Source organism: Rothia sp. 110740021-2 (assembly GCF_054263775.1).
Map to the genome: position 1 here is coordinate 241192 of NZ_JBSZFE010000002.1, position 23417 is coordinate 264608.

A 23417-nucleotide genomic window follows, 5' to 3' on the forward strand; every position below is an offset into this window, starting at 1 on the left:
AAGATGGTATGCGGGCGTTCTTGAGAGTTGAGCGCCGTCACAAAACGTCATCTAAACCCCCATTTTTAGGGCGCAAGTCACTTTTTAGCCCCATTTTCACTGCTTTTTGCACCCTTTTCCCTCCACGAGCTAAATTCACTTGAAGTGTAAAACTTTACCTGTCAAGCTTAAAGGCATGAACAACAACACCACGAAATCCACTGGTCTGCTCATCCTCCGACTCGTCTTCGGCTTTGTCATGATCATGCACGGAACCCAGAAAGCATTCGAATGGACTCCCGCGGGTACCATCGCCTCCTTCGAGCAGATGAGTATCCCCATGGCAGCCGCAGCAGCATACTTCGCTATGGTAACCGAACTAGTCGGCGGCATCATGATTATCCTAGGTGCAGGCACCCGCATCGCGGCAGCCGCATCCGTCATATCCATGAGCGGCGCACTCTTCTTCGTCCACCTCCCAGCAGGTTTCTCCGCATCTAAGGGCGGTTACGAATACGTCCTTACCCTCGCCGCAGTGGCAGCAGCCCTCACTCTCACCGGCGCAGGCAAGTTCTCCATCGATGCACTGATTACCGCGCACCGCAAGTAAGCTTTGAACCGTTTCTTGCCTCCACACACAATTCCCGAAGGCAGATAATTGCCGATAGGTTCACTCAGGCTTCACCACCGGCCGCCCTGATTCCGGCAGAGGACGACTGCATCTACCCGCAGTGAAGAGAGAGCGCGGAATGCGACAGCCCGCACCGCCACTCCACGATGCCCCGATAGCATTGGTCCGGGGGCATCGCCTTTTTGAACCCCACAAAACCCCAGACACGCAAGCGGCGGCTCCTCCCCTACGGGAAGAGCCGCCGCTTATCTCTATACCGCGCATCTACGCGTCTCTATGCAGTGCCCCCACTGGGACTCGAACCCAGAACACAAGGATTTTAAGTCCTCTGTCTCTGCCAATTGGACTATGAGGGCGCACCCCGCATAGTTAGGGGTACGAATACCTATTATTCCACGAAAACGCACCCACACCTAAGCGGAAGCATATTTCAATGAGTTCCCCACGCTCTAACTACAAGAAATCGCAACAGCACATACCGGTGAGCGACTGCACACAGCAGATACTCCCCCTCCCCCCCCCCCCGGGCACAAAAATGGGCGGTGCGGAAGACCAAAGTCTTCCACACCACCCATTGCTTTTTATCTCAAGTGCGCTATCCCAGGGGAATACCCCTAAGTCAGGCTATTTTAGAGCTTTGCCTTCTGGCGTGCCGGTGCAGTACCGGTTGCCTCCTGGAATGCCAGACGCGGGGAACGCTGGTGGCGAATCGAGGAGGTGTCGCGACCGAAAATCTGGTTCAGAGCCCAGGTGGTCATCACGCGAACGGTACGCTCGGTGGTGGGGATTGCAGAGCCGTGGTAGCCGCGGTGCATAATCCACGCCAGCGGACCGCCAATGGTCTTACCCTTGAAGTTTGCAACACCCTTCCACAGGCCCAGACCTGCCACAACACCAATAGTCTCGTGGTAGTAGTCGGTCAGGGGCTCGCCGCGGCGAGCAGCCAGCAGGTTCTTAGCCAGAACAACAGCCTGGCGGGAAGCGTGCTGAGCGTTGGGAACGCAGAAGCCGCCCACGCCGCCACCGGAAAGATCCGGAACAGCCGCGTTGTCGCCTGCAGCCCAAGCACCCTCGAGCACGCCATCATCACCGGTAACACGCAGGTCTGCGCTCACGCGAACGCGGCCACGCTCGTCGATCGGGAAGTCGGTGTTCTTCAGCATCGGGGATGCTGCCACGCCTGCGGTCCAGATCAGGGTGTCGGTCTTGACCTCGCCTGCGGGGGACTTGTCAGCCATGTTGATCAACTGCAGGTTACCGTCGGTTGCGTCGGAGAGGGAGGTGTTCAGCAGGATCTCGATGCCGCGTGCACGCAGCTCTGCAACAACCTTCTCTGCACGGTCTGCGGGAACCTCGGGCATGATGCGCGGTGCAGCCTCAACCATGACGAAGTGCAGGTCAGAAACAGAGAGACGCTCATTGCGCTCAACAGCAACGCGTGCCATGTCCTCGAGCTCGGAGATAGTCTCAACGCCAGCGAAGCCACCACCAACAATGACGAAGGTCAGGGCACGACGACGTGCTTCAGCATCATTGAGCATGGATGCAACCTCGATGCGATCCAGAACCCAGTTACGAACAGAAACTGCCTCTTCAATAGTCTTCAGACCGATAGCAACCTCTGCCAGACCCGGAATCGGGAATGCACGGGTCACAGCACCTGCACCCAGAACAATCTCATCGTACTTCAGCTCGAAGGGCTCACCGTTGTCGGTGGGCTCCACGATAGCGGTGCGGTTTGCATGGTTGACGGAGGTAATACGGCCCGGAATCAGCTCGGTGTCGCGCAGGTGCTGGCGCAGCGGCACAGTTGCGTTACGGCCTTCCATTGAACCTGCTGCAACCTCGGGGAGGAAGGGCTGGTAAGTCATGTAGGGGTTCGGCTCAACGATGGTGACAACGCCACCGGTCTCCTTGATAGCCTTCTGGATCTTCTTAGCAACGGTGAAGCCGACGTAGCCGCCACCGACAATCAGGACGCGAGGACGGTCCTGTACCACCTTAGTGAATGCCATTTTGTTACTTCCTAGTCTTTAGGTACCGAGGTTCGGTAGCCCCGGTAGGGTGGTATGTGCAACTTTCGGCTCGTTCCGAAAGCTCCCCTGACGAACAAAGCGGCCCGCTCTGGAAGTCCTTACGCAACGCGAAGTGGCTAGCAGCACGAGCCTGTCTATCACATACCTGTTGTCTTCTATTTTACGCCTTTGTTTAGGTAATTTCGCACCTATGGCCCCTTTTGGGCTGACCCTAAGTTAAAAGTTTTGCGCATCTGAACTGGGTTCACCCCTTGATGCTGGTTACGGTCAAAAATACCCTTTCTAATTTTTGTGCGGTGTGTTCGATATTTTCGTTTACTACTGCCTGTCCCGCCAGAAATCCCATCCCAAACAATAAAACCTGGGGCCAACTCAAAAGTCAGCCCCAGGCGAACAGAAAAGCCCCTGTACAACAGAAAAACGTCATCAAACAGTGCTAACGAGGGGTCCGGCGAGCACTCTTCCGTGCAGTTTCTTAAGACTTCTTCGACACACGGCGAGTACCCCGGCGAGTACCCCGGTGAGACCCCTGATGATGCGCCGCCGCACGAGCCATCTGCGCAACCTGCCCCGCGCTCACATGCATCCTGTGCAAACGATGCACCGAACCAGCCGTAATAATCGTCAGCCACAACACCAGCGCCGCCAAAATCACCGGCGGCAACCAGCCACGATCCTCCGGAGGGCGACGCGCATCCGGCGCAGCCGCCTTCACAATGCTCTCACCCTCCTCATGGACTGGCGCAGCATCGTTAGGAGTCGGAACGCTCACCTGCTGCTTGCGGTGCACAGCAATCCACTCAGAAATCGAACCCAAGGGATTAGCCGTCACCGCAGGTGACGCTAGAGCCATCGCATCCTGCGGATTGAAAATACCGTAACCATACAAAGGGTCACGACCCGTCGCACCAGCATCATCAGCCGAAGCAATTAACCGCTGAGCCAACTGAGCCGCCGACTCTTTCGGATACTTCTGCTTCAACAACGCTGCAACACCCGTCACCAGCGGGGCAGCAGCCGAAGAACCAGACCAAATCATGTACCCGTTACCCGGGGCAGCCGCAATCATATCGGTACTCGGAGCAACCACGGCAATCGAAATACCCTGAGTAGACGACCCCTCAGAAACCTGCTTATTCCGGTCAATACCACCCACGGTCAGCACGCCAGGAATCGTCGCCGGAGCACCAACCTGCGTCAAGCCGCTACCGCGGTTACCTGCAGCCGCGACAATCAGCACGCCTTTCTGCTCAGCGTAGGCAAACGCCTCATCCCAGCTCTGCGGCCAACTCGTCTTATTCGAGCCGATGGACATGTTAATAATCTGAGCCCCATTATCGACCGCATAACGCACCGCCGCCGGGATCTGCTCATCAATGCTCTTACCGCCGGTCGTACCCATATTCAGCGAAATCGGCAGAATTTTCGCATCGGGAGCTACACCAATCACACCGGTCGGCTTCCCCGGCTGACCCGCAATCGCAGAATAACCCTGCGTATCGTGACCGTGACCGGCAATCAGAGAAGCGACCTCCGTGCCGTGCATCGGCTCAGCGCCCAGGCCCTTCCAGCCGTCCTCGCTACCGACGCCCGAAGCGTCATAACCGCGCAGAACATTACCCTCAAGATCCGGGTGAGTACCGTCCACGCCCGTATCAATCACAGCAACCGTTACACCCTTACCCGTAGCCTGCGACCACAAGGACGTAATACCGTACTCATTCAGCCAATACTCACGCTGACGAACATCATCACCATTCTTAGTCGACGTGCCCTGACTCGGAGTCGCAGAAGTCTTCAGCACCGCAGTACCCGACGGCGAAGGAGTCGCCGTCACCTCCCTCTTCGGGCTCGGCGACGCAGAAGCGGAAGGAGTCGGGTCCGTAGCCCAGGCGGCAGGCGCCAGCGGGATCCACAACGGCAGAAGAGTCAACGCGGCACTGGCACCCAAAGCTGCATCCTTACGGATGCAGCGAGTAGCGCCTCGGTCAGAACCAACCGAGACGCACACACCAAATACACGAGACACACAGGCGAAAAACAGCACAAGAGACCAGCCAGTCAGGGGCATACCTCGCCGACGCTCAGAATGAAACATTAAAACTCCTCAAGCTGAGCTGCGCCGTGAACCACCATCGGTTCACGGCGCGAGCGCTCACGCCTACAGCTGGGACAGAGCAATACCGTCCAGAATGTCGTGCTCACTGACGGTCACCGAATCCACGGCGCCATCAGTCATCTCGTTCAGACGGGTCAGGATGCGGGCGTAAATCGTCGCGCCGGCACCAATCACATCCACCCGACCGGGGTGCATGTAACCGAGCTCCTCACGCTCGGTACGGTTCAGCGAAGCCAACCAGCGGGCAGTCTTCTGAACGGTCTCTACTGAGAAGCTCTGAGCGTTAATAGCCTCAGAATCGTAGCGGTCCAGACCCAGCGCAGCGGCAGCCACAGTGGTCGCGGTGCCAGCCACTGCCACCACGCGGCGCGCATTCTGCAGGGGAACCGTCTTACGCGCAACATCGAGAGCCTCGTCAGTATCAGCCTCAACGCGAGCAATCTGAGACTCGGTCGCCGGGGCGCTGAGCATGTGACGCTCAGTCAAGCGCACACAACCAATATTGACACTACGGGAAGCCTTCACGCCCGACTCGTCGTCACCGAGCACGAACTCAGTCGAACCGCCGCCCAGATCGAACACCAGAGTGTCGCCATCACCGTAACCGACAGCACGCACCGCACCCGCAAAGGACAGTGCAGCTTCCTCATCACCGCTAATGACCTCAGGCTCAGTACCCAAAATCTCGCGGATACCGTCCACGAACACCTGGCGGTTACCCGCATCGCGAGTCGCGCTGGTCGCCACGAAACGCACCGAATCAGCGCCGTGCTCCTTCAGCAACTGCGCGTACTCACGAGCCGCACCGAAAGTACGGTCCAGCGCTTCCTGCGCCAGCCAGCCGGTCGCGTCCACACCCTGACCCAGACGCACAATGCGCATCTCACGCACAACATCCTTCAGGACGGTCTTCTCAACCCCGTCCACTACCTCAGTAATGGAATCAGCAATCAGCAGGCGAATAGAGTTCGTACCGCAGTCAATGGCACCAACGCGCACGGTGTGTTCCTTTCAGGTCTTCAATAAACATTCAGCGCCAAAGGCACAGCGAGCGCCGCAGGCGAAAAATTTTCGCTTTTCGGCGCTCTTTCTTCTATCTATTATGCGCCCGCACCGTCCTCAAGACGATGCGGGCGCACCAGAATCAGTATTTAGGCTTCTTCACGCCATGCGGGGTCACAGGAGCAGACCTCAGGGGTCCACCACGCGGCGATAGCATCCAAGCCGCGGTCACCCATCGGGTTCACGCCGCAACCCACCGACAGGGTGTGGCCGATAACGGCGTGCAGGCACTTCACACGGGTCGGCATACCGCCGGCAGAGATACCGTCAATCTCCGGGACCTCTTCGGTACCGCTGATCAGGCGGATTCGCTCACGCTCAGCCAGGTAGTTTTCGTGCGCGGCAGCGTACTGTGCCGCTAGGTCTGCGTCCTCAGCCAGCGAGTCGGTCATCTCGTACATCAGGCCGCCCGCTTCCAGACGGGAAGCCGCAGCGGTAATCACCGGATGCGCGAGGTAGAACACGGTCGGGAAGGGGGTGCCGTTACTCAGGCGCGGCGCGGTCGCAGCCACGAGCGGGTTACCGCACACGCAACGTGCCGGGATCTCAACCACGTCGCGGACCCTGCGGCCCAGTTGTGCTGAGAGAACACGGATGTCCTGCCCGGTGGGGGTCAGGGTTTCAACAGTTACGCCGAAGCCGCGGGGGGTGCGTGCTTTCAGCTCTTCAATAGTGTTTTCGGTGCTCATATTCCTAAGTTTCTGGAACGAGGGGTCGCCTCGTCCGCTTATACTGGGTGTTTTCCAGGGGCAGGGTTCCTGCCGGTGACTGGGGCTAGTTCTTCTCGAGAGAATTCCAAACCTTCGTGGTCCAGGCTTCCTCAGGGGCGTCCTTCGCGTTCGCAGAAGTACCGTCCGCCTTCGAAGAATCCTCGGTAATGCCGGTGACAACGTACGGGGTATCGCCAGGGTTCACATAGTAGAGACGACTGCGTGCCTGCTGGCGAACATAGTTCTCGTCATTCCACCAGGTCTGTTCTGCCTTCAGCTGAGCGTTCTCCTGCTGTAGCTGAGAAATGTGCGCGTTGATCTGCTTGATTTCCCGGTCCTGCTCAATGTATGTAACCACCGGGTATGCGGTACCGAGCGCAATCACACCCACCACAACAGTAGTGAGGAAGCTACGTCCAGAGAACATGTGAGCTGCCACGGGGGCGTCGTATCCGTCTTCTTCATGGCCCTGCTGCTCAGCGGCGCGGCGGCGGGCACGCTCCTCACGACGAGCTTGAGCCTGACGTTCACGCTCAGGGTGACGCCTGTTCAAACCCACACCGAAGAAAAGAGCGCTTACCTTCTTCACCAGGGAGGGGCGGGCTTGCTTCGCGGCACCACGGGGCGCATTGGAGGAGACAGTGCCCTGAGCGGGTCCGGTGGAACTCTTTGAGTGCGACCGGGGCTGCTGGTTTGCTCGCTGGCTCATTGCTCTATCCTTCGTTCCGTTCTGTACCGCTAAACGCTTCCTTCATATTCTACCCGGGTTTGTACACTCACCTGAGCGTTCCCTCTGGAGCTACTTCCGGGGCCGTTTTGAAAGACCTTCGGGCTTTTTCGCTATGTGTTCGGGTGGGGTGCTGACATCCACCCAGGTAGAGCAAAAAGCGACGCTACCCCCAACGGAGATAGCGTCGCCCCTCGTTAAAAGCACCCCTGAATTGAAGGGGAGAACCCATCATTATCCGCGCTGGATGGCATCCAGAGCATCAATGAGCTGGGCAGATGCCTGGGGCTCAACCTTACGCGTAAACCACTTTCCTGATTCTAGGATGACAGGGAGATCTTTCTCGGTGAGCACCTCAGGGTGAGCTCCCATCCCGCTCCAGTCGATGTAATGGTGATTTGCGTGGTTCTCCGAATGCTTTGTGCCCGGTGCCAGCTGACCATCGGTTGCCCATGCCTCAACACTCTCACGAGCGGGCGTATTGAGGAGTACACTCTGCATCCACATCTCGTCAGGCATAGGGGCAGAACGGAAAATCTTGGTAACCTCTCGGCCCTTCGGAGTTTTCAAAAAGTCCATCACCTGAAGTGCAGCCGAACGAGAAATCGTCCAATAGGCCGAGCCCTGATAAAACTGGACGGGCAAATTCTTGCGGGGGAACATCTTCGAAATCTTGTAATACACTTTGCGTACGCCCCTGCGGATAATCCCTTCAGGCAGCAGGCCTTCAAAGTCTTTGTATTCGCGGTACTGAACCAGCTTGTAGTTTCGCATACCGGGAGCCAGAGCGTAGAAGCTTACCCAGGAGCGCTCCAGATTTTCGGGCCGGGCAAGAAAATCAGCGTATTCGCGAAGAGGACGCACAGGATAGCACTGCCCCGTAATAGATGCGTAATGAGTTGCCTCCGGATACTCCTTTAAAGCCTGGGCAAGCATTTTTTGAGTTGCCTTCACCGCAGAGTAACCGGCCCAACGCACGTTCTCACGCTCACGAACGTAAGACACACCCTCGACGTAGAAGTCGTCAAGATTGGCCTTCTTATCAATGTGGGCAACGCATACCCCACCAGAATTCAGAATATGTCGAGCAATTTTCTTAAACTGCTCCGGGTACTTATGGGCGAGGATGAGATAGCAGACAGTCATGATTTTCCTATGTGATGCGTGAGTGAACGTATATGGCTGATTATATGGCGCTGACAAGGAAAAACCGGGCCGACCCACAATACATGACGTGATGAATTAGCTCATGATGTATCGGAATCGACCCGGCCTGTTCAGGGAAGTTCAGCAGAGCATCCCCTTATAAGCTTTCAAGCGTCATTATGCCTTGAAACGGGGGAATGCTGACTTGCCAGCGTAAACAGCTGCCTCGCCCAGCTCTTCCTCAATGCGCAGCAGCTGGTTGTACTTAGCAACGCGCTCGGAACGTGCGGGAGCACCGGTCTTGATCTGGCCAGCGTTGGTTGCAACAGCCAGGTCAGCGATGGTGACGTCCTCGGTCTCACCGGAGCGGTGAGAAACCATGCAACGGTACTCGTGGCGCTGTGCTAGCTCCATTGCGTCGAGGGTCTCGGTCAGCGAACCAATCTGGTTCACCTTCACGAGCAGAGCGTTAGCTGCGCCCTCTTCGATACCGCGAGCCAGGCGCTCGGGGTTGGTCACGAACAGGTCGTCGCCAACGATCTGGACCTTATCACCAATCTGCTCGGTCAGGGTCTTGTAGCCCTCCCAGTCGTTCTCATCCAGGGGATCCTCGATGGAAACCAGGGGGTACTTTGCAACGAGGTCAGCGTAGTATGCGCTCATCTCAGCTGCGGACTTCTTCTGGCCCTCGAACTCGTATGCGCCGTCGTTGTAGAACTCGGAAGATGCAACGTCCAGTGCCAGTGCAACCTGCTCGCCCGGCTTGTAGCCAGCCTTCTCGATTGCCTCAACAATCAGGTCCAGTGCGGCTGCGTTGGACTCCAGGTTGGGTGCGAAGCCACCCTCGTCGCCCAGGCCGGTTGCCAGACCGCGGTCGTGCAGCACGGACCTCAGGGAGTGGTAAACCTCAACACCTGCGCGCAGAGCGTCAGAGTAGTTGTCGAAGCCGATGGGAGCAATCATGAACTCCTGAATGTCAACGTTGGAGTCTGCGTGAGAACCACCGTTGAGGATGTTCATCATGGGGACGGGCAGAACGTGAGCGTTCGGGCCGCCGAGGTACTTGTACAGGGGCAGGTCAGCAGACTCAGCAGCGGCCTTAGCAACAGCCAGAGAGACACCCAGGATTGCGTTTGCGCCCAGCTTGCCCTTGTTGTTGGTTGCATCCAGAGCAATCATGACTGCGTCAACAGCGCGCTGGTCAGAAGCCTCAATGCCGATGACCTCTTCAGCGATTTCTTCGATAACAGACTTCACTGCGCCCAGAACACCCTTGCCCAGGTATACGGACTTGTCGCCATCGCGGCGCTCAACAGCTTCCCACTCACCGGTGGATGCGCCCGAGGGCACAGCTGCGCGTGCGAAAGCACCGTCTTCGAGCAGAACCTCAACCTCAACGGTCGGGTTGCCACGGGAATCCAGGATCTGGCGTGCGTGAACTGCGGTAATAACAGCCATGAATTGTTCTCCTTTTGGGATGTCAAGGATGTGAACGGCTCACCCGGTAGTGGACAAGTCGCGTCCCCTAAATTTTAGCAAAAGTCCCACACAAACACACTAGTTGCCACCGCTTTTTTGCTGCCTTAATGAAGGTCTCAATAACCATTAGTCGTGCGCTACAAAGCGGAACAAGACCTACGCTTCCCCACAGAAAGAGAGTGTGGGTACCCGCTCAAAGCACAACATGAGCCCAAACAAATAGAAGGTGCTTTGAAACCTCTTATTCCCTCAGAGGACAGGTTTCAAAGCACCTCGAGAAGAACTCGACCAGCGTGTCTAGTAGCTCGGCTCATCATGAGTATGCTGAGCAATATAGCGGCGAGTGTACGAACGCAGGGCGCGCTCAGCATCCAGGCCGTTACGCTGAGCACGGCTCACCAACGCAAACAGCAACTCACCGAACTCCTCCTCAGTGTGCATATAGCGCAGGTCATCATCCATGCTCGTCGGCTCCGGCGGCAAAATAATACCTGCCTTACGTGCCTTCGACGCAGTCTTCTCCGCCATAGCAAGCGCCGGCAGATGCGGCGGCACACCATCCAACGCGCCGCGCTCGCTCTTTTCCTTCTTCTTCAACGCGTCCCAGGCCGCCTGCTGTTCAGCCGCGGTACGGGGCGCCTCCGAAGAACCCCCAGACCCAGCCTCGAACACATCCGGGTGGCGCGAACGAAGCTTCTGCACCAGACCTTCAACGACCTGCACAATATCGAAGCCCTGCGGGTTCGCCGCAGCAATATCGGAGTGGAACACCACCTGCAGCAGCACGTCACCCAGCTCTTCGCACAGCAACGGCATATTAGGCTCACCACCGGTTTCTACGGCCTCAACAACCTCGTAGGTTTCCTCCACCAGGTAGCGGATGAGGGAGACGTGAGTCTGCTCAGCGTCCCACGGGCAACCACCCGGGGCGCGCAGCAGCGCCATAGTTTCCACCAGGGCACCGAAGACCTCAGCGGCACGGGCAGCAGTGTCATGAATATTCTGCGCCGCAGAAGTCTCAGGATTAGGAGTACCAGGAATCTCAGCCATAACAACCTTCCTCATCGAAAAAAGACAAACATAGCACGCCGCGCCGACCCCCACACGGAGAGCCGGCGCGCCGCACTTTACACGGGGTTAGAGGTTCCAGTGCGAAAGCGCACTCGTCATATGAGCCGGGATCTTCGAACCCAGACGCGGGAACATACGCAGCTCCTCGACATAACGCTCAGCATCCAGCGGACGCGGGTAGGTAACAAACGCCTGCTCATTCGCATAATCGAATGCCGCCTGAACTGGCACACCCGGGGTGAAGGTCAGGCTCATAGCTAGCGGCGAGCCCTCACCCTCGCTGTACGAGTCAGTCTTTAGTGCCGGGATATCCAGCAGCGTCTCAGGAATCAGCTCGAAAGTACGGACTTGCTCCCAGAAGCCGTTGCGGCGCACGTGGGTTAGGGCATCGTAATAGGAGCCGAGAGCACGCACACGAATCAGCACGGTGGTGGCATCCTTTGCGGTGCCGTTCTCACCGAAGAGATGCTCGACGACCGGTGCCAGACGCTGAGCGACCTGAGTCTGAGTCAGCACCAGATTGCCGGATGCCAGCTGAGTCTCCGAGGGAGCCAGCGGGCTCTGTACCGCCACGGAGGGGGTGTCCGGCTCAGCCACGATGGTGGGCAACTGGTTGTGCTCGCTTAGCGCGGATGCCGAGATGCTGGAGGAGATACCTGCCGGGGTGCTCTCCTGCAGGGCAACCGGGATGGTCCCCACAGCGGGTGCCGCATCTGCAACCGGTGCTGCAGGGGTAGCCTGAGCGGTGGCCTCGGAGGCGGATGCAACCGTTGCGGGAGCCTCAGCAATCTTGGCTGCGGGGGTCACCTCAACGGTCTTGAGCTCAGCAACCTTCTCAGCGGGCTCTTCCTGAACGCCAGCAGCCTTTGCCTCGGTAGCCTTCGCAGCAGCACCGGCGGTACCCACTGCGGCAGCTGCAGCAAGAGCACCAGCCAAGCCGGGAGCCACAGATGCACTCTCAGCGGCAGACTCAACATTTTCGAGGGCAGGTTCCTCAGCGTACGCTTCAGCAGATGCAACGGAGGCCTCGGGCTCAGGCAGCAGTTCAGAATCGTCCAGGAACGCGGGCAGGGCGGGCTCTTCGGTCTGCTCTACGGCCGGTTCTTCTGCAGCTTCTTCAACGGGCTGGGTACGGTCCACGGTGAAGGACTCTGCGGCCAGGGGGGCGACAGCCGAAACGTCCTCAGCCGAAACATCCTCAGCGGGTGTTTCCTCAGCAACTGCGGGGGCTGCTGCATCCTCAGTGTTCAGCTTCTTCTGAGCGTTGGCAACGATGGCGGCCAGAGCAGCTTCCATATCTTCACCAGACTCATCAGACTCGTGGACAGAGGCCTCAGAAATCTCAGATGGTTCGGCGGTGAGCTCTTCAGCCTGCTCAGTTTCGGATTCTACGGTAGCCGCGCCAATGACAGGGTCATTCTCGTAGTCATACTCAAAGTCAGCTTCAACCGGCGCAAACTCAGTCTGGGCAGGCTCGTCAGAAGCTTCAACAGCTTCCTCTGCGTCTTCCTTCTCCTGCACAGAAGCAGCGACGGCAGAACCAGCCGCAGCAGCAAGACCAGCGGCGGTCAGCAGACCCGAAGAGATATCCTCTTCAGCAGCCTCAATTACAGGCTCTTCAGCGACTTCAACAGTAGCCTCAGCCTCGTTCGCAGCCTGCTTCTCGGCGCGCTCCGCCTCAAGCTTACGCTCAATAGCTTCACGTTCAGCCTCAACCGAGTCAACGCTCTGAACAGCAGCTTCCTGAGGCTCATCCTGCGAGGTAGCCTCAGCGGTCGCAACGGATTTAGCCTCGACAGCGGAGCCTTCCAGCAGGAAGCTTTCACTGATAGTCTGACCGTCCGCAGCGCTCAGGTAGGATGCGTGAACCTCCAGGCCGTCGCCCAGATGAGGCTTCAGAGAAACAGCCGCGCGGTTCCAGGTTGCGCCTGCCTGCTGAGCCTCGGTGTACAGCGCGGCAACGGGTGCGAACCAGTCAACGCCGGGCACGACAATGCCGGTTTCAACTTCACGGCCGCGGTGCAGCAGACGGTAGTGCATATCCTCATCAACATGGCGCAGTTCCAGGCTCATGGTGCCCGAACCGCGGGTGTGCATGAGCTCCGTCAGGCTGTAGAGAGCGCGTTCCTTGGGTGGAACGGGCAGGGTTACAGCACTCTCAACGGGCTCCTCAGCGCTGTTTTCTTCCTCAGTAAGTTCAGATGCCAGCAACTCGGGCGCCTCAACGACGGCCTCAATCTGCTCTTCCTCAGCGGCGGTAACAGGCTCTGTATCTTCTGCTAAAGCAGCGGTGAGGTCAACGGTTTCTTCAGTTTCAGCAACCTCAAAAATTTCGGGTGTATCAGCAGTAGCTTCTTCAGCGATTACCTCATCGGAAGCGACCTCGCCGAAAGTCTCCTCATCGCTGTCGAGGGTAATGCCCAGTCGAGCAGCGTAGGCGGCAGCCAAATCATCCAAACCGGCGTTCTGCGCCTCGGTGACAGCTGCGCGGGTGCGGGCAGTCTTCAGGTCTTCTACGGTCAAGGAGTCCTCAGCTACAGATTCAGATGCAGAATAATCGCTCTTGGACTTGTTGTCGGCAGCCTCTCCAACAGCCTCAACAACCTCAAGCTCTTCGCCTCCCTCTGCCTCACTTGCAGTCGCTTCAGCGACCTCAGCAGCAGTAACTTCGGTGTTCTGTGCACGCAGAGCACGCAGATGCTCCTCAAACTGGGAACGGGCGTTCTCTGCTGCGTCCTTCGGTTCCTCGACATCGGCCGATGATGATTCCTTAGCCTCGACAGATGCGCCCTCAGCTTCGGTTTCTTCGTCATCGCGCAGGAACGCGGGGGTAGCGGGCTGAGCAGCCTCAGCAACCGGGGCGGCGTCTTCTTCAACATCCTGGCCCTCAGCTACCTGCTCAGCTTCAACAGGCTCCTCAGATTCCTGGGGGAAAGTACCAAGCGCAGCCAACATGCTACGACGTTCCTGTTCCTCAGTCAGCTCATCAGCAGCGGAAGATTCTTCAACCTTCTCATCGCCGTGCAAGAGGGCACGCTTGAGGTCCTCAACAACGCGGTGCTCTTCGTTCTGCTCTTCGTCGTGGTTCTGGTGGCGTGCGCTTTCAGACTTCACGAAGCGGCGCAGGGAGTCCTCCCACTGCTGCTGTTCCATAATCTTCTGGCTCAGTCGCGCGTTCTTGGGAGCATCTTCGCTTGCCTGTTCCTTCTGGACCTTAGCAGTTTCGGCGCTCTGTTCTTCGCGCGACTGTTCATCCAACTTCTTCTTGCCGATTCCAAAGAAGCTCATTGGGTGTCCTCCTCCGGCGTGCGCCGTGTGATGATGCGCCATTTCCTTCAACCTCCGCAGGTGTGTGGGCACGGGGGCGGGAACATGACGCAGATGTCCTCATAATCCTTTTAATTCTATCGCGTACATAGAGTTTCACCCCGCTACTCGGTGAGAGGTAACGGGGTGAAACTTGTACAGTTTTCAAGGCATAACGCGGTTATAGAGCTGCGCTTTCAAGACTGCAGCATAAGCTTTCAAAAGCTCTTTAGCGTGCCTCATCGCGGATGGGGTTTGCCGCCTTCGCCGCCTTCGCCAACTCAAAACGGACAGCGCGCAGTGCGGTTGCCGCCATAACACGCACACCGATACCGATTGCCTGCTCACTCGGGGCGTAATCGCCCTGATGCAGATCATAGGTGGGGTCACCGGGGGCACGGGTACCCAGACGGAACATGGAGCCGGGAACTTCCTGCAGCATCCAGGCGAAGTCTTCGCCGCCCATGGACTGTTCAACCAGCACAATGGAGTCTTCGCCCAGCTCGGCGCGAGCCGCGTTCTCCAGCATAGTGGTTTCCAGGTCGGTATTGACGACCGGGGGCACACCGCGGATGTGCTCCACTCGCGCCTTCACGCCGAAGGGTACAGCAACCTGTTCGATGACTTCATCCAGCATGTTGCCTGCCTGACGCCAAACCTCAACATCTAGGCAACGCATGGTGCCTGCGAGGTAGCCCTCGGCGGGGATAGCGTTGGGAGCAACACCAGCACTGACCTGACCCCAGGCGACCAGCACGCCCGAACGCACGTCGGTACGGCGGGTCAAGACTGCGGGAACCTGCACAGCAATCTGGCTCATGGCGTAGATGAGGTCCTCTGTCAGGTGCGGGCGGGAAGTATGGCCACCGTGACCGCTCAGATGAATCTTGATGGTGTCAGATGCGCTGGTAATCGCGCCGATGCGGGTACCAATCTGCCCCAGGTCCACCTTCGGATCGCAGTGCAGAGCAAAAGCACGCGGAATGTCCTTGAGCAGACCCTGAGCGATCATCTGTACGGCACCGCCGGGAAGCTGCTCCTCAGCGGGCTGGAAGAGAATGCGGACGCTACGGCCCAGCGGGGTCTTCTCGTTCAGCTCGTGCAGTGCCAGCGCCACACCGAGCATAACGGTCTGGTGAATATCGTGACCGCAGGCATGCATCACGCCGGGGACGGTGGAAGCGTAGGGCAGACCGGTCTGCTCAACAATGGGCAGAGCATCAATATCGGCGCGCAGAGCCACAGCGAAGGGGCCGCTTCCAATATCGACGTAGCAGCCGTTGCCTTCGCAGGCGACGGGGTTCATGCCGGCTTCTCGCAGTCGGTTCATGAGGCGCTCAGTGGTTGCAATTTCGCGGAAGGAAAGTTCCGGGTTGGCGTGCACTTCGCGGCGGAACTGCACGAGGGTACCCATCATGCGCCCCACCCAGTCGTCGAAGACGGGGGTGGACAAATCGTAGCGAGAATTAGCGAAAACCATACACAGTAGAATAACGCCGCCCGCCAAGGTTTACCTACCCGCTGCCTCTTTCTGACAGCTCTCGAGAATATCTATGACTTTATGACAGATTGTGAAGAGTGCTCCTGCCCGCCGAAGCACCGTTCAATGCTCTGCCCCACGATTTGAAGCAGGTCCTTTTCTGTTAAAAATATTCAAGCCGCCACCCGGTGTGGGTGACGGCTTGAATCGTCAATGCTGTATCAGCTGATACCGCGTACTCAGATTAGAGCGAGCGGCTCAGGATTGCCTGCTTCACCTCGGCAATAGCCTTGGTGATCTGGATGCCACGGGGGCAAGCCTCGGTGCAGTTGAAGGTGGTACGGCAACGCCATACGCCTTCCTTGTCGTTGAGGATCTCCAGACGCAGGTCGCCTGCATCATCGCGCGAGTCGAAGATGAAGCGGTGTGCGTTCACGATAGCGGAGGGGCCGAAGTACTGACCGTCAGTCCAGAAGACCGGGCAGGACGAGGTACATGCTGCACAGAGGATGCACTTGGTGGTGTCATCGAAACGTGCACGGTCCTCAATGGTCTGCAGGCGCTCACGCTCAGGCTCATTCGAGTCGTTGATGAAGAACGGCATGATTTCGCGGTATGCCTGGAAGAAGGGCTCCATGTCAACGATGAGGTCCTTTTCGCAGGGCAGACCCTTGATAGGCTCAACGGTAATCGGCTTGGACAGGTCAAGGTCCTTCAGCAGGGTCTTGCAAGCCAGGCGGTTACGGCCGTTGATGCGCATCGCGTCTGAGCCACAGATACCGTGTGCACAGGAGCGGCGGAAGGAGACGGAGCCGTCTACCTCCCACTTGATCTTGTGCAGAGCATCCAGCACGCGGTCGGTGCGGTACATGGTCAGCGGGAATTCATCCCAGTACGCCTCGGAGGAAACTTCCGGATTGTAGCGACGAATCTTGATGACCACATCGTACGTGGGGATGGAATCGGAGTCGCCGCCGGCCATACCCTCAAACAGCTTGACGGATTCCGGTTCGGGGAGTTCGTTTTCAGCCATTTTAGTACTTACGCTCCTTCGGCTCGTAGCGGGTGTAGACAACGGGCTTGGTTTCGAATCGCAGGCCCTTGACACCCTCAAACTCGGATTCGGGGTCGAGGTAGACCATCGAGTGCTTCATGAAGTTGACGTCGTCACGCTTAGGGAAGTCCTCGCGGTAGTGACCACCACGGGATTCCTTACGGTGCAGTGCGCCAACGGACATGACCTTTGCCAGCTCAATCAGGAAGCCGAGCTCAACAGCCTCGAGCAGGTCGAGGTTGAAGCGCTTACCCTTGTCCTGGATGGAGATGTTCTGGTAACGCTCTTCCAGTTCAGCGATGGTTGCCAGTGCTGCGCGGATGGTCTCATCGGTACGGAACACCTGCATGTCAGCTTCCATAGCCTTCTGCAGGTCTGCACGGATAGCGCCGACCTTCTCGGTGCCCTTGCCCTCGAGGATGCCGTTGAGCATATTGAGAACGCGATCTGCTGCATCGTCCGGAACGGGTACAAACTCAGCGGATGCTGCGTACTCTGCTGCCTTGCGACCTGCACGCTTACCGAACACGTTGATGTCCAGCAAGGAGTTGGTACCCAGACGGTTTGCACCGTGGACGGACACACAAGCAACCTCACCAGCTGCGTAGAGACCGGGGATGGTCTCTTCGCTGTTGCGGTAGACCTCGGTCTCGTTGTTGGTGGGGATACCGCCCATTGCGTAGTGCGCGGTGGGGAACACCGGGATGGGCTGGTGGTGCGGTTCCACTGCCAGGTAGGTACGAGCGAACTCGGTGATGTCCGGTAACTTCTCATCGATGTGCGAAGGCTCCAGGTGGGTCAGATCCAGCAGCACGTAGTCCTTGTGAGGACCGCAGCCGCGGCCTTCACGCACCTCGTTTGCCATTGCACGTGCCACGATATCGCGGGGTGCGAGGTCCTTAATGGTGGGTGCGTAGCGCTCCATGAAGCGCTCACCGTCAGCGTTACGGAGAATACCGCCTTCACCACGAGCACCCTCGGTGACGAGAATGCCCAGGCCAGCCAGGCCGGTCGGGTGGAACTGAACGAATTCCATGTCCTCCAGGGGCAGGCCTGCACGCAGTGCGATAGCCATGCCGTCACCGGTGAGGGTGTGTGCGTTGGAGGTGGTCTTGAAAATCTTGCCACAGCCGCCGGATGCGAAAATTACGGACTTAGCCTGGAAGACGTGGACCTCGCCGGTTGCCAGGTCGTAGGAGACGACGCCAGCAGGGCGGGGCTTACCCTCTTCGTCCTTGACCAGGATTAGGTCGAGAACGTAGAACTCGTTGTAGAACTCCACATTGTGGCGAACGCAGTTCTGGTAGAGGGTCTGCAGAATCATGTGGCCGGTACGGTCAGCTGCGTAGCACGCGCGGCGCACAGCAGCCTTACCGTGGTCACGGGTGTGACCGCCGAAGCGGCGCTGGTCAATGCGGCCTTCGGGGGTTCGGTTGAAGGGAAGACCCATCTTTTCCAGGTCGAGCACAGCGTCAATAGCTTCCTTAGCCATGATTTCTGCTGCGTCCTGGTCAACCAGGTAGTCGCCGCCCTTAACGGTGTCAAAGGTGTGCCACTCCCAGTTGTCCTCTTCAACGTTAGCCAGAGCTGCGCACATGCCACCCTGTGCTGCGCCGGTGTGGGAGCGGGTGGGGTATAGCTTGGTCAGTACCGCGGTGCGAACTCGCTGGCCGGCCTCAATGGCGGCACGCATACCTGCGCCACCGGCACCGACGATCACTACATCGTACTTATGTACCTGCATGATGTTCTTTCTGTGTTTTAGATGTTTTCGTTTGTCTCGAATACGTCGCCGTTAGCGTGCCGAGCAGAAGCTGGGGAGCAGTTCAGCCGCTGCGCCGGAGGGGCAGGGATCGAACGCGAAGATGGTGAGGGTACCAACCAGCAGGACGAATGCGCATGCTGCGAAAAGGATAACCTTCAGCCAAACGCGCAGGCGGTCCTTCTCAGCGTAGTCATCAATGATGACTCGGATGCCGTTTGCACCGTGCAGCATAGCCAGCCAGAGCAGCAACAGATCCCAGACCTGCCAGAAGGGGTTAGCCCACTTACCGCCCACGAAGCCGAAGTCGATGGCGTGGATGCCGTCACCGACCATGAGGTTGGAGAAGAGGTGGCCGAAAATTAGCACGACGAGTACGATGCCGGACAGGCGCATACCGAGCCAAGCGAACATCTCAAAGTTATTGCGCTTGGAGGAGGAGCGGTTGTATTTTACGCCGTCGATGCGGTTATCACGCAGACGGGGTACATAGGTGCGGGGCTTGAGCGGAGTAGCCATTGTTTAGTGACCTCCCATGTGCGAGAAAACGATCGGCAGGTGGCGTGCGGCGAAGCCAGCAACGGTAATTGCCCAGAGGAAAAGCACAACCCAAAGAATCTTGATGTGCGTGTAGGTTGCCTTCTGGCTGATTTCGACGTTGCCGTCCTTGTTCTTCGCCTGAATGTGCTCCACGTGCGAGTTGGTTGCCTTACTCCAGAAGTCAATGAGGATAATACGAATACCGTTGAACGCGTGGTAGACGATGGCGGCGACAAGGGCGGTTTCACCCAGACCCATGATGGGGTTCTTGTACAGGCTCAGTACGCCATTGTAGGCCTCCGGAGAGATACGCACGACGGCAGTATCCAGGATATGTACAAGAAGGAAGAAGAAAATCGCGATACCGGTAATGCGATGAGCAACCCAGGACCACATGCCCCAGCGGCCGCGGTAAAGGGTTCCTTTAGAACCATTCAACACTGAATAACCTCCTGCTGCGACGGTGAGCGTCTGGGTTCTGGTGCCGCAATTTTAGACCCCAGCTTCCAGGCACAGCTGTGTGCTCACCGACTGCTTTTGTTCGTCTGTTACTTCCAAGATATCAGGTAAATTCACAGCTTATTGACACCCTGTTCGGGGTTTTTTTACAGCTTCTAAAAGTGAATTAGGGCATATTTTTCTTGCGATACCGTCTACTCCCCTCTGTTTGTGCGGAACTTACCTTATCCTAACCTCAAACATCACAACACTGAGAGTCCCCTGACACTTTCTGCCAAAACGTAAAAGAATTCGATATATGACAAATTCACAAGCTATTCTTGAATCGATGAATACTGCACTCACTCGATTCCGCCCGCTCATTCCCGCTGGCGGTGTTGGCTCCCGTTTGTGGCCTCTATCCCGCGCACATGCCCCGAAATTCCTGCTCGACCTCACTTCGTCGGGCAATTCCCTGCTGCGTGATACCTACGACCGTCTCACCAATCTCAGCAACGGCTCCGTCATGGTAGTTACCGGCACTTCGCACACCAATGCGGTCACCCAGCAGATTCCTGAACTGCGTGCCGCTGACCTGGTACTGGAGCCCTCCCCCAAGGATTCGGCCGCCGCTATCGGCCTGGCTTGCGCTATCATCCATCGCCGCGAACCGGACGCCATCATCGGCTCCTTCGCCGCTGACCATGTGATCAGCCCCGTGGATGAATTCCACCGTGTGGTGACCGAAGCTGTCATCACCGCAGCAACCGGCAAGATTGTTACCATCGGCATTACTCCCACCGAGCCCTCCAGCGCGTTTGGCTACATCCACGCCAGCGAGTCCCTGGGCATTGAGGACGCCCCCAATGCTCAGGCTGTGGACACCTTCGTGGAGAAGCCCGATGCCGCTACCGCACAGAAGTACCTGGATTCCGGTGAGTATACCTGGAACGCAGGCATGTTCGTAGCACCGGCGGCCCTGATGCTCAAGCACCTCGAGGCGAACGAGCCCGAGCTGTACGCGGGCATCATGGAAATTGCTAACGCTTGGGACACCCCCGAGCGTGAGGCTATTATGGACCGCGTCTGGGAGACCCTGCCCAAGACCGCTATCGACTACGCCGTGGCTGAGCCCGCAGCAGCAGCAGGCGACGTTGCAATGGTTCCCGGCTCCTTCAGCTGGGATGATGTGGGAGACTTCGATGCTGTGGCACGCCTGAACACCGAGAAGAGCGGCGAAGAGCTGACCATTCTCGGCGAGAAGGATAACGTTATCAACCACGGTTGCTCCGGAATTATTGTCGCGAACACCGACCGCAAGATCTCTATCATTGGCCTCGACGATATCGTTGTGGTGGATACCCCCGACGCGCTGTTGGTCGCTCCCCGCTCCAAGGCACAGGCTGTCAAGGATGCAGTGGGTGAGGTCAAGGCGCGAGGCCTGAACAATCTCCTCTAAATTTTTGCCCCCGCGCAGATACTTAAACCCTGCTCGAGCAAAAGATACCTCTAAGAAACCGGCTCTCTTCTTTTCGGAGGGGAGCCGGTTTTCTTATGCCTCGATGACTATGCCCCGTTGGGTCATTTCGCAGGTGGGTTCAAGGCATTTACCTAGTGGGGCACGAAAGAACGCTCTCTGTAACCGGGTGGGAGCAACAGAATGCCTTACGCATCCCGCATAGACTACACTTCCAGACTCTGACACACCAAGAACCACCCCATATAGAGAATCATTCTCATGTTACTCTTGGTAGATGCACATGACCCGTAAGTTTTTCCTCACCCGCGCCGGCACATTCGGCGCAGTAGCTGCACTCACCCTGACCGCATGCGGTGCCCAAACCACCCAGAACGCACAGACCAGCCCCAGCGCCTCCACCTCCACGAGTACTACCCCCGCACCCATCACCGAAGGCAAGGGGGCGGCAAGCCGCGTCGCTATCACCTACGACGGCGGCGTGTTCGTCTACGACGCCAAGGACATGAAGCTGCTCGCAGACATCCCTAAGGAAGGCTTTCTGCGCCTCTCCGATGCTGGCAATAATCGCCACCTCGTCGTTGCAGACGGTAACAGCTACACCTTCCTGGACACCGGCGTATGGTCCGTAGCGCACGGCGACCATTCACACTACTACACCACGTCCCCATCCCTGTCTTCACTGTCTCTTGTGGCTGACCATACCAGTCACGTCATCAAGGACAACGGCAAGGTCACGGCATTCGCTGACGGCACCGGTTCCTTCGCGGTATACGACCCGGCAAAGCTGACCCATGATAAGCGCACAGTTTCCTCGCTGGAGACCACCACCGTCACCCTGCCGCAGCCGCACCACGGCTTCGCAATCCCGCTACCCAACGACCAGTACCTGGTAGCGGTTGGCGACTCGAAGACCCGCACTGGTGCCGCTGTTGTGGACGCTCAGGGCAAGACCGTCACCGAGAGCCCCGCTTGCCCCGGCGTTCACGGTGAAGCCATCGCCAAGGACGGCGCATTCTCCATCGGCTGCTCCGACGGCGCGCTCATTTATAAGGATGGCAAGTTCACCAAGATCACTAACCCCGAGGACCCGTACTCGCGTTCCGGCAACCAGTCTGGCAAGGCTGACTCCCAGTACGTTCTGGCGGACTACAAGACCGACAAGGACGCTAAGCTGGAGCGCCCCGAGAAGTTCTCCATTATTGACACTGTTGCGGCAACCCGTACCGTCTATGCCCTGCCTTCTGGTGTGAGCTACACCTTCCGTTCGCTGGCTCGCGGCCCTCAGGGTGAGGCTCTGTTGCTGACCACTGACGGCAAGCTGCGTATCTTCGATCCGGCAACCGGCGCTGAACTGGGCTCTGTACAGCTCATGGAGGCGTGGACCGAGTCTGAGACATGGCAGGACGAGCGTCCGGCTCTGTGGGTGGACGGTAAGACCGCCTACGTGACCGACCCGGCGGCCAAGAAGCTCATTGCGGTATCCCTGTCGAACCCAGTAGCGCCAAAGGAGCTGATGAGCGTGGAGCTTCCGAAGACCCCGAACGAGATTCTGGGTGTCTCTTCCTCGCACGCTGCACCGGTTGAGTCTGAGGCGCACGGCGCTGCTTCCTCCTCGGCTTCAGCTGACACGCACGAGTCCGGCGAGGCTCACGAGGGCCACTCCCACTAGGGCTCTCACGCTGAGATAAACCTAGCGAAAATATTAAGAGAGATGCGACCGATAACTTATCGGTCGCATCTCTCTTAATGTATATCAGGTTTATACGCCAGCTACTAACGCAGCGGCAGGACCCTCATCTCTTCCCAGTCCTGCCCGTCGTAGGAGTAGCAGTGCAGGTGATCCACAGTGAAAGTACGCTGCTCAGCGGGCAGAGCGTCAAACACCTCAAGGGCGTTCGCCACCTGCTCCTGCGTGAGCCCGTGGCCTAAGGTCACGTGCGGCACATAGGGAAATGACGCCGCACCGGTACCGAATAGCTCAACCAGCTTCTGGTGAATCTGCTCGAACTCGGCCTTACCCGCCTCCAGGTTCAGGTACTCCACCTCGGTTACCGGCCGGAAGGAGTGTACCGAACCCCAGCGTGCCTCAAAACGCGGCATGTCCAGCGCCTCGCGGAACTGCGGGGACTGCACCGCAACCAGTAGAGACTCGTTCAGCTCCGTCAGGTACACGGTCACGTGGGTGCTGATAGGCGCCACCGCACCACCGGCTACCGCGCGCTTCCACTCTTCCAGGCGCTGAACATTCTCACCGCTCACGTGCGCAATAACGCTCAGGTAGCGGCGGCCAGGTTTCAGGGTCGGGGATACAGGAGCCGTCGTGGGGCTCGAAGAGTTCTCTTGTGCTGTCATCTCAATCGTGCAGGTCATGCAGCGCCTCAGCCAAACTGGCTGAAC

General features: G+C 58.0%; 18 protein-coding genes and 1 tRNA gene. 3 read left to right on the plus strand and 16 right to left on the minus strand.

The window, feature by feature from the left end; translation table 11 throughout:
- The first annotated feature begins 175 nt into the window (after positions 1-175).
- On the plus strand, positions 176-589 hold the full coding sequence (locus ACUXHH_RS06980) for a DoxX family protein (protein WP_279754284.1): 414 nt from the start codon (positions 176-178) through the stop codon (positions 587-589).
- Positions 590-892: 303 nt separating this feature from the next.
- On the opposite strand, the gene ACUXHH_RS06985 is transcribed toward ACUXHH_RS06980, so the two are convergent.
- From ACUXHH_RS06985 to sdhC, 15 genes are all read right to left on the minus strand, one after another.
- Positions 893-966: transfer RNA gene (locus ACUXHH_RS06985), tRNA-Leu, on the minus strand.
- A 273-nt stretch (positions 967-1239) separates the two neighbouring features.
- Positions 1240-2625 carry an NAD(P)/FAD-dependent oxidoreductase gene (locus tag ACUXHH_RS06990; protein WP_279789363.1) on the minus strand — a complete coding sequence of 462 codons (1386 nt, stop codon included), beginning with the start codon at positions 2623-2625 and terminating at the stop codon, positions 1240-1242.
- 496 nt (positions 2626-3121) lie between these two features.
- A complete protein-coding gene (locus ACUXHH_RS06995) occupies positions 3122-4744 on the minus strand; it encodes a S8 family peptidase (RefSeq protein ID WP_458391115.1) in 1623 nt (540 codons plus the stop codon).
- Positions 4745-4807: 63 nt separating this feature from the next.
- Positions 4808-5764: a Ppx/GppA phosphatase family protein gene (locus ACUXHH_RS07000; RefSeq protein ID WP_458391116.1), complete on the minus strand. Its 957-nt coding sequence runs from the start codon at positions 5762-5764 to the stop codon at positions 4808-4810.
- Positions 5765-5916: 152 nt separating this feature from the next.
- Entirely contained in the window at positions 5917-6516 is a 600-nt protein-coding gene (locus tag ACUXHH_RS07005) for a DUF501 domain-containing protein (protein WP_458391117.1), read from the minus strand.
- Positions 6517-6601: 85 nt separating this feature from the next.
- Positions 6602-7246, minus strand: coding sequence for a septum formation initiator family protein (locus ACUXHH_RS07010; protein ID WP_314079636.1), 645 nt, complete (start codon positions 7244-7246; stop codon positions 6602-6604).
- A gap of 252 nt (positions 7247-7498) precedes the next feature.
- Positions 7499-8410, minus strand: a complete 912-nt coding sequence (locus ACUXHH_RS07015) for a beta-1,6-N-acetylglucosaminyltransferase (protein WP_070686228.1) — start codon at positions 8408-8410, stop codon at positions 7499-7501.
- 177 nt (positions 8411-8587) lie between these two features.
- Positions 8588-9868 (minus strand): phosphopyruvate hydratase, encoded by a 1281-nt coding sequence (gene eno, locus ACUXHH_RS07020; protein WP_458391118.1) that lies wholly within the window; start codon positions 9866-9868, stop codon positions 8588-8590.
- A 318-nt stretch (positions 9869-10186) separates the two neighbouring features.
- Complete coding sequence (locus tag ACUXHH_RS07025; protein ID WP_105360889.1) at positions 10187-10930, minus strand: MazG nucleotide pyrophosphohydrolase domain-containing protein; 744 nt, start codon at positions 10928-10930, stop codon at positions 10187-10189.
- Positions 10931-11026: 96 nt separating this feature from the next.
- The gene (locus ACUXHH_RS07030; protein WP_458391119.1) at positions 11027-14248 is read right to left on the minus strand and encodes an ornithinee aminotransferase; all 3222 of its coding nucleotides are present in this window, start codon (positions 14246-14248) and stop codon (positions 11027-11029) included.
- Between the two features lie 247 nt (positions 14249-14495).
- Positions 14496-15746 carry an amidohydrolase gene (locus ACUXHH_RS07035; protein ID WP_279789349.1) on the minus strand — a complete coding sequence of 417 codons (1251 nt, stop codon included), beginning with the start codon at positions 15744-15746 and terminating at the stop codon, positions 14496-14498.
- Positions 15747-15990: 244 nt separating this feature from the next.
- A complete protein-coding gene (locus ACUXHH_RS07040; protein ID WP_279741741.1) occupies positions 15991-16779 on the minus strand; it encodes a succinate dehydrogenase iron-sulfur subunit in 789 nt (262 codons plus the stop codon).
- A gap of 1 nt (position 16780) precedes the next feature.
- Positions 16781-18544, minus strand: coding sequence for a succinate dehydrogenase flavoprotein subunit (sdhA, locus tag ACUXHH_RS07045; RefSeq protein WP_279741739.1), 1764 nt, complete (start codon positions 18542-18544; stop codon positions 16781-16783).
- Between the two features lie 51 nt (positions 18545-18595).
- A complete protein-coding gene (locus ACUXHH_RS07050; protein ID WP_279741738.1) occupies positions 18596-19081 on the minus strand; it encodes a succinate dehydrogenase hydrophobic membrane anchor subunit in 486 nt (161 codons plus the stop codon).
- A gap of 3 nt (positions 19082-19084) precedes the next feature.
- The gene (gene sdhC, locus ACUXHH_RS07055; RefSeq protein WP_279741737.1) at positions 19085-19543 is read right to left on the minus strand and encodes a succinate dehydrogenase, cytochrome b556 subunit; all 459 of its coding nucleotides are present in this window, start codon (positions 19541-19543) and stop codon (positions 19085-19087) included.
- 346 nt (positions 19544-19889) lie between these two features.
- Between sdhC and ACUXHH_RS07060 the strand changes: the two genes are divergently transcribed.
- Together ACUXHH_RS07060 and ACUXHH_RS07065 are read left to right on the plus strand one after the other, a co-directional pair.
- Positions 19890-20999 (plus strand): mannose-1-phosphate guanylyltransferase, encoded by a 1110-nt coding sequence (locus ACUXHH_RS07060; RefSeq protein ID WP_458391120.1) that lies wholly within the window; start codon positions 19890-19892, stop codon positions 20997-20999.
- Between the two features lie 301 nt (positions 21000-21300).
- Positions 21301-22689 (plus strand): hypothetical protein, encoded by a 1389-nt coding sequence (locus tag ACUXHH_RS07065; RefSeq protein WP_279754275.1) that lies wholly within the window; start codon positions 21301-21303, stop codon positions 22687-22689.
- Positions 22690-22793: 104 nt separating this feature from the next.
- Here the strand turns inward: ACUXHH_RS07065 and ACUXHH_RS07070 are convergent, their stop codons facing one another.
- A complete protein-coding gene (locus ACUXHH_RS07070) occupies positions 22794-23390 on the minus strand; it encodes a 2'-5' RNA ligase family protein (RefSeq protein WP_279741734.1) in 597 nt (198 codons plus the stop codon).
- Positions 23391-23417: the final 27 nt, after the last annotated feature.

What these genes read in the sequence shown, in the direction of transcription:
- ACUXHH_RS06980 (WP_279754284.1), top strand. Translation starts at nt 176, where the DNA reads ATGAACAACAACACCACGAAATCCACTGGTCTGCTCATCCTCCGACTC.
- ACUXHH_RS06990 (WP_279789363.1), bottom strand. Translation starts at nt 2,625, where the DNA reads ATGGCATTCACTAAGGTGGTACAGGACCGTCCTCGCGTCCTGATTGTC.
- ACUXHH_RS06995 (WP_458391115.1), bottom strand. Translation starts at nt 4,744, where the DNA reads ATGTTTCATTCTGAGCGTCGGCGAGGTATGCCCCTGACTGGCTGGTCT.
- ACUXHH_RS07005 (WP_458391117.1), bottom strand. Translation starts at nt 6,516, where the DNA reads ATGAGCACCGAAAACACTATTGAAGAGCTGAAAGCACGCACCCCCCGC.
- ACUXHH_RS07010 (WP_314079636.1), bottom strand. Translation starts at nt 7,246, where the DNA reads ATGAGCCAGCGAGCAAACCAGCAGCCCCGGTCGCACTCAAAGAGTTCC.
- ACUXHH_RS07015 (WP_070686228.1), bottom strand. Translation starts at nt 8,410, where the DNA reads ATGACTGTCTGCTATCTCATCCTCGCCCATAAGTACCCGGAGCAGTTT.
- eno (WP_458391118.1), bottom strand. Translation starts at nt 9,868, where the DNA reads ATGGCTGTTATTACCGCAGTTCACGCACGCCAGATCCTGGATTCCCGT.
- ACUXHH_RS07030 (WP_458391119.1), bottom strand. Translation starts at nt 14,248, where the DNA reads ATGAGCTTCTTTGGAATCGGCAAGAAGAAGTTGGATGAACAGTCGCGC.
- ACUXHH_RS07035 (WP_279789349.1), bottom strand. Translation starts at nt 15,746, where the DNA reads ATGGTTTTCGCTAATTCTCGCTACGATTTGTCCACCCCCGTCTTCGAC.
- ACUXHH_RS07040 (WP_279741741.1), bottom strand. Translation starts at nt 16,779, where the DNA reads ATGGCTGAAAACGAACTCCCCGAACCGGAATCCGTCAAGCTGTTTGAG.
- sdhA (WP_279741739.1), bottom strand. Translation starts at nt 18,544, where the DNA reads ATGCAGGTACATAAGTACGATGTAGTGATCGTCGGTGCCGGTGGCGCA.
- ACUXHH_RS07050 (WP_279741738.1), bottom strand. Translation starts at nt 19,081, where the DNA reads ATGGCTACTCCGCTCAAGCCCCGCACCTATGTACCCCGTCTGCGTGAT.
- ACUXHH_RS07060 (WP_458391120.1), top strand. Translation starts at nt 19,890, where the DNA reads ATGAATACTGCACTCACTCGATTCCGCCCGCTCATTCCCGCTGGCGGT.
- ACUXHH_RS07065 (WP_279754275.1), top strand. Translation starts at nt 21,301, where the DNA reads ATGACCCGTAAGTTTTTCCTCACCCGCGCCGGCACATTCGGCGCAGTA.
- ACUXHH_RS07070 (WP_279741734.1), bottom strand. Translation starts at nt 23,390, where the DNA reads ATGACCTGCACGATTGAGATGACAGCACAAGAGAACTCTTCGAGCCCC.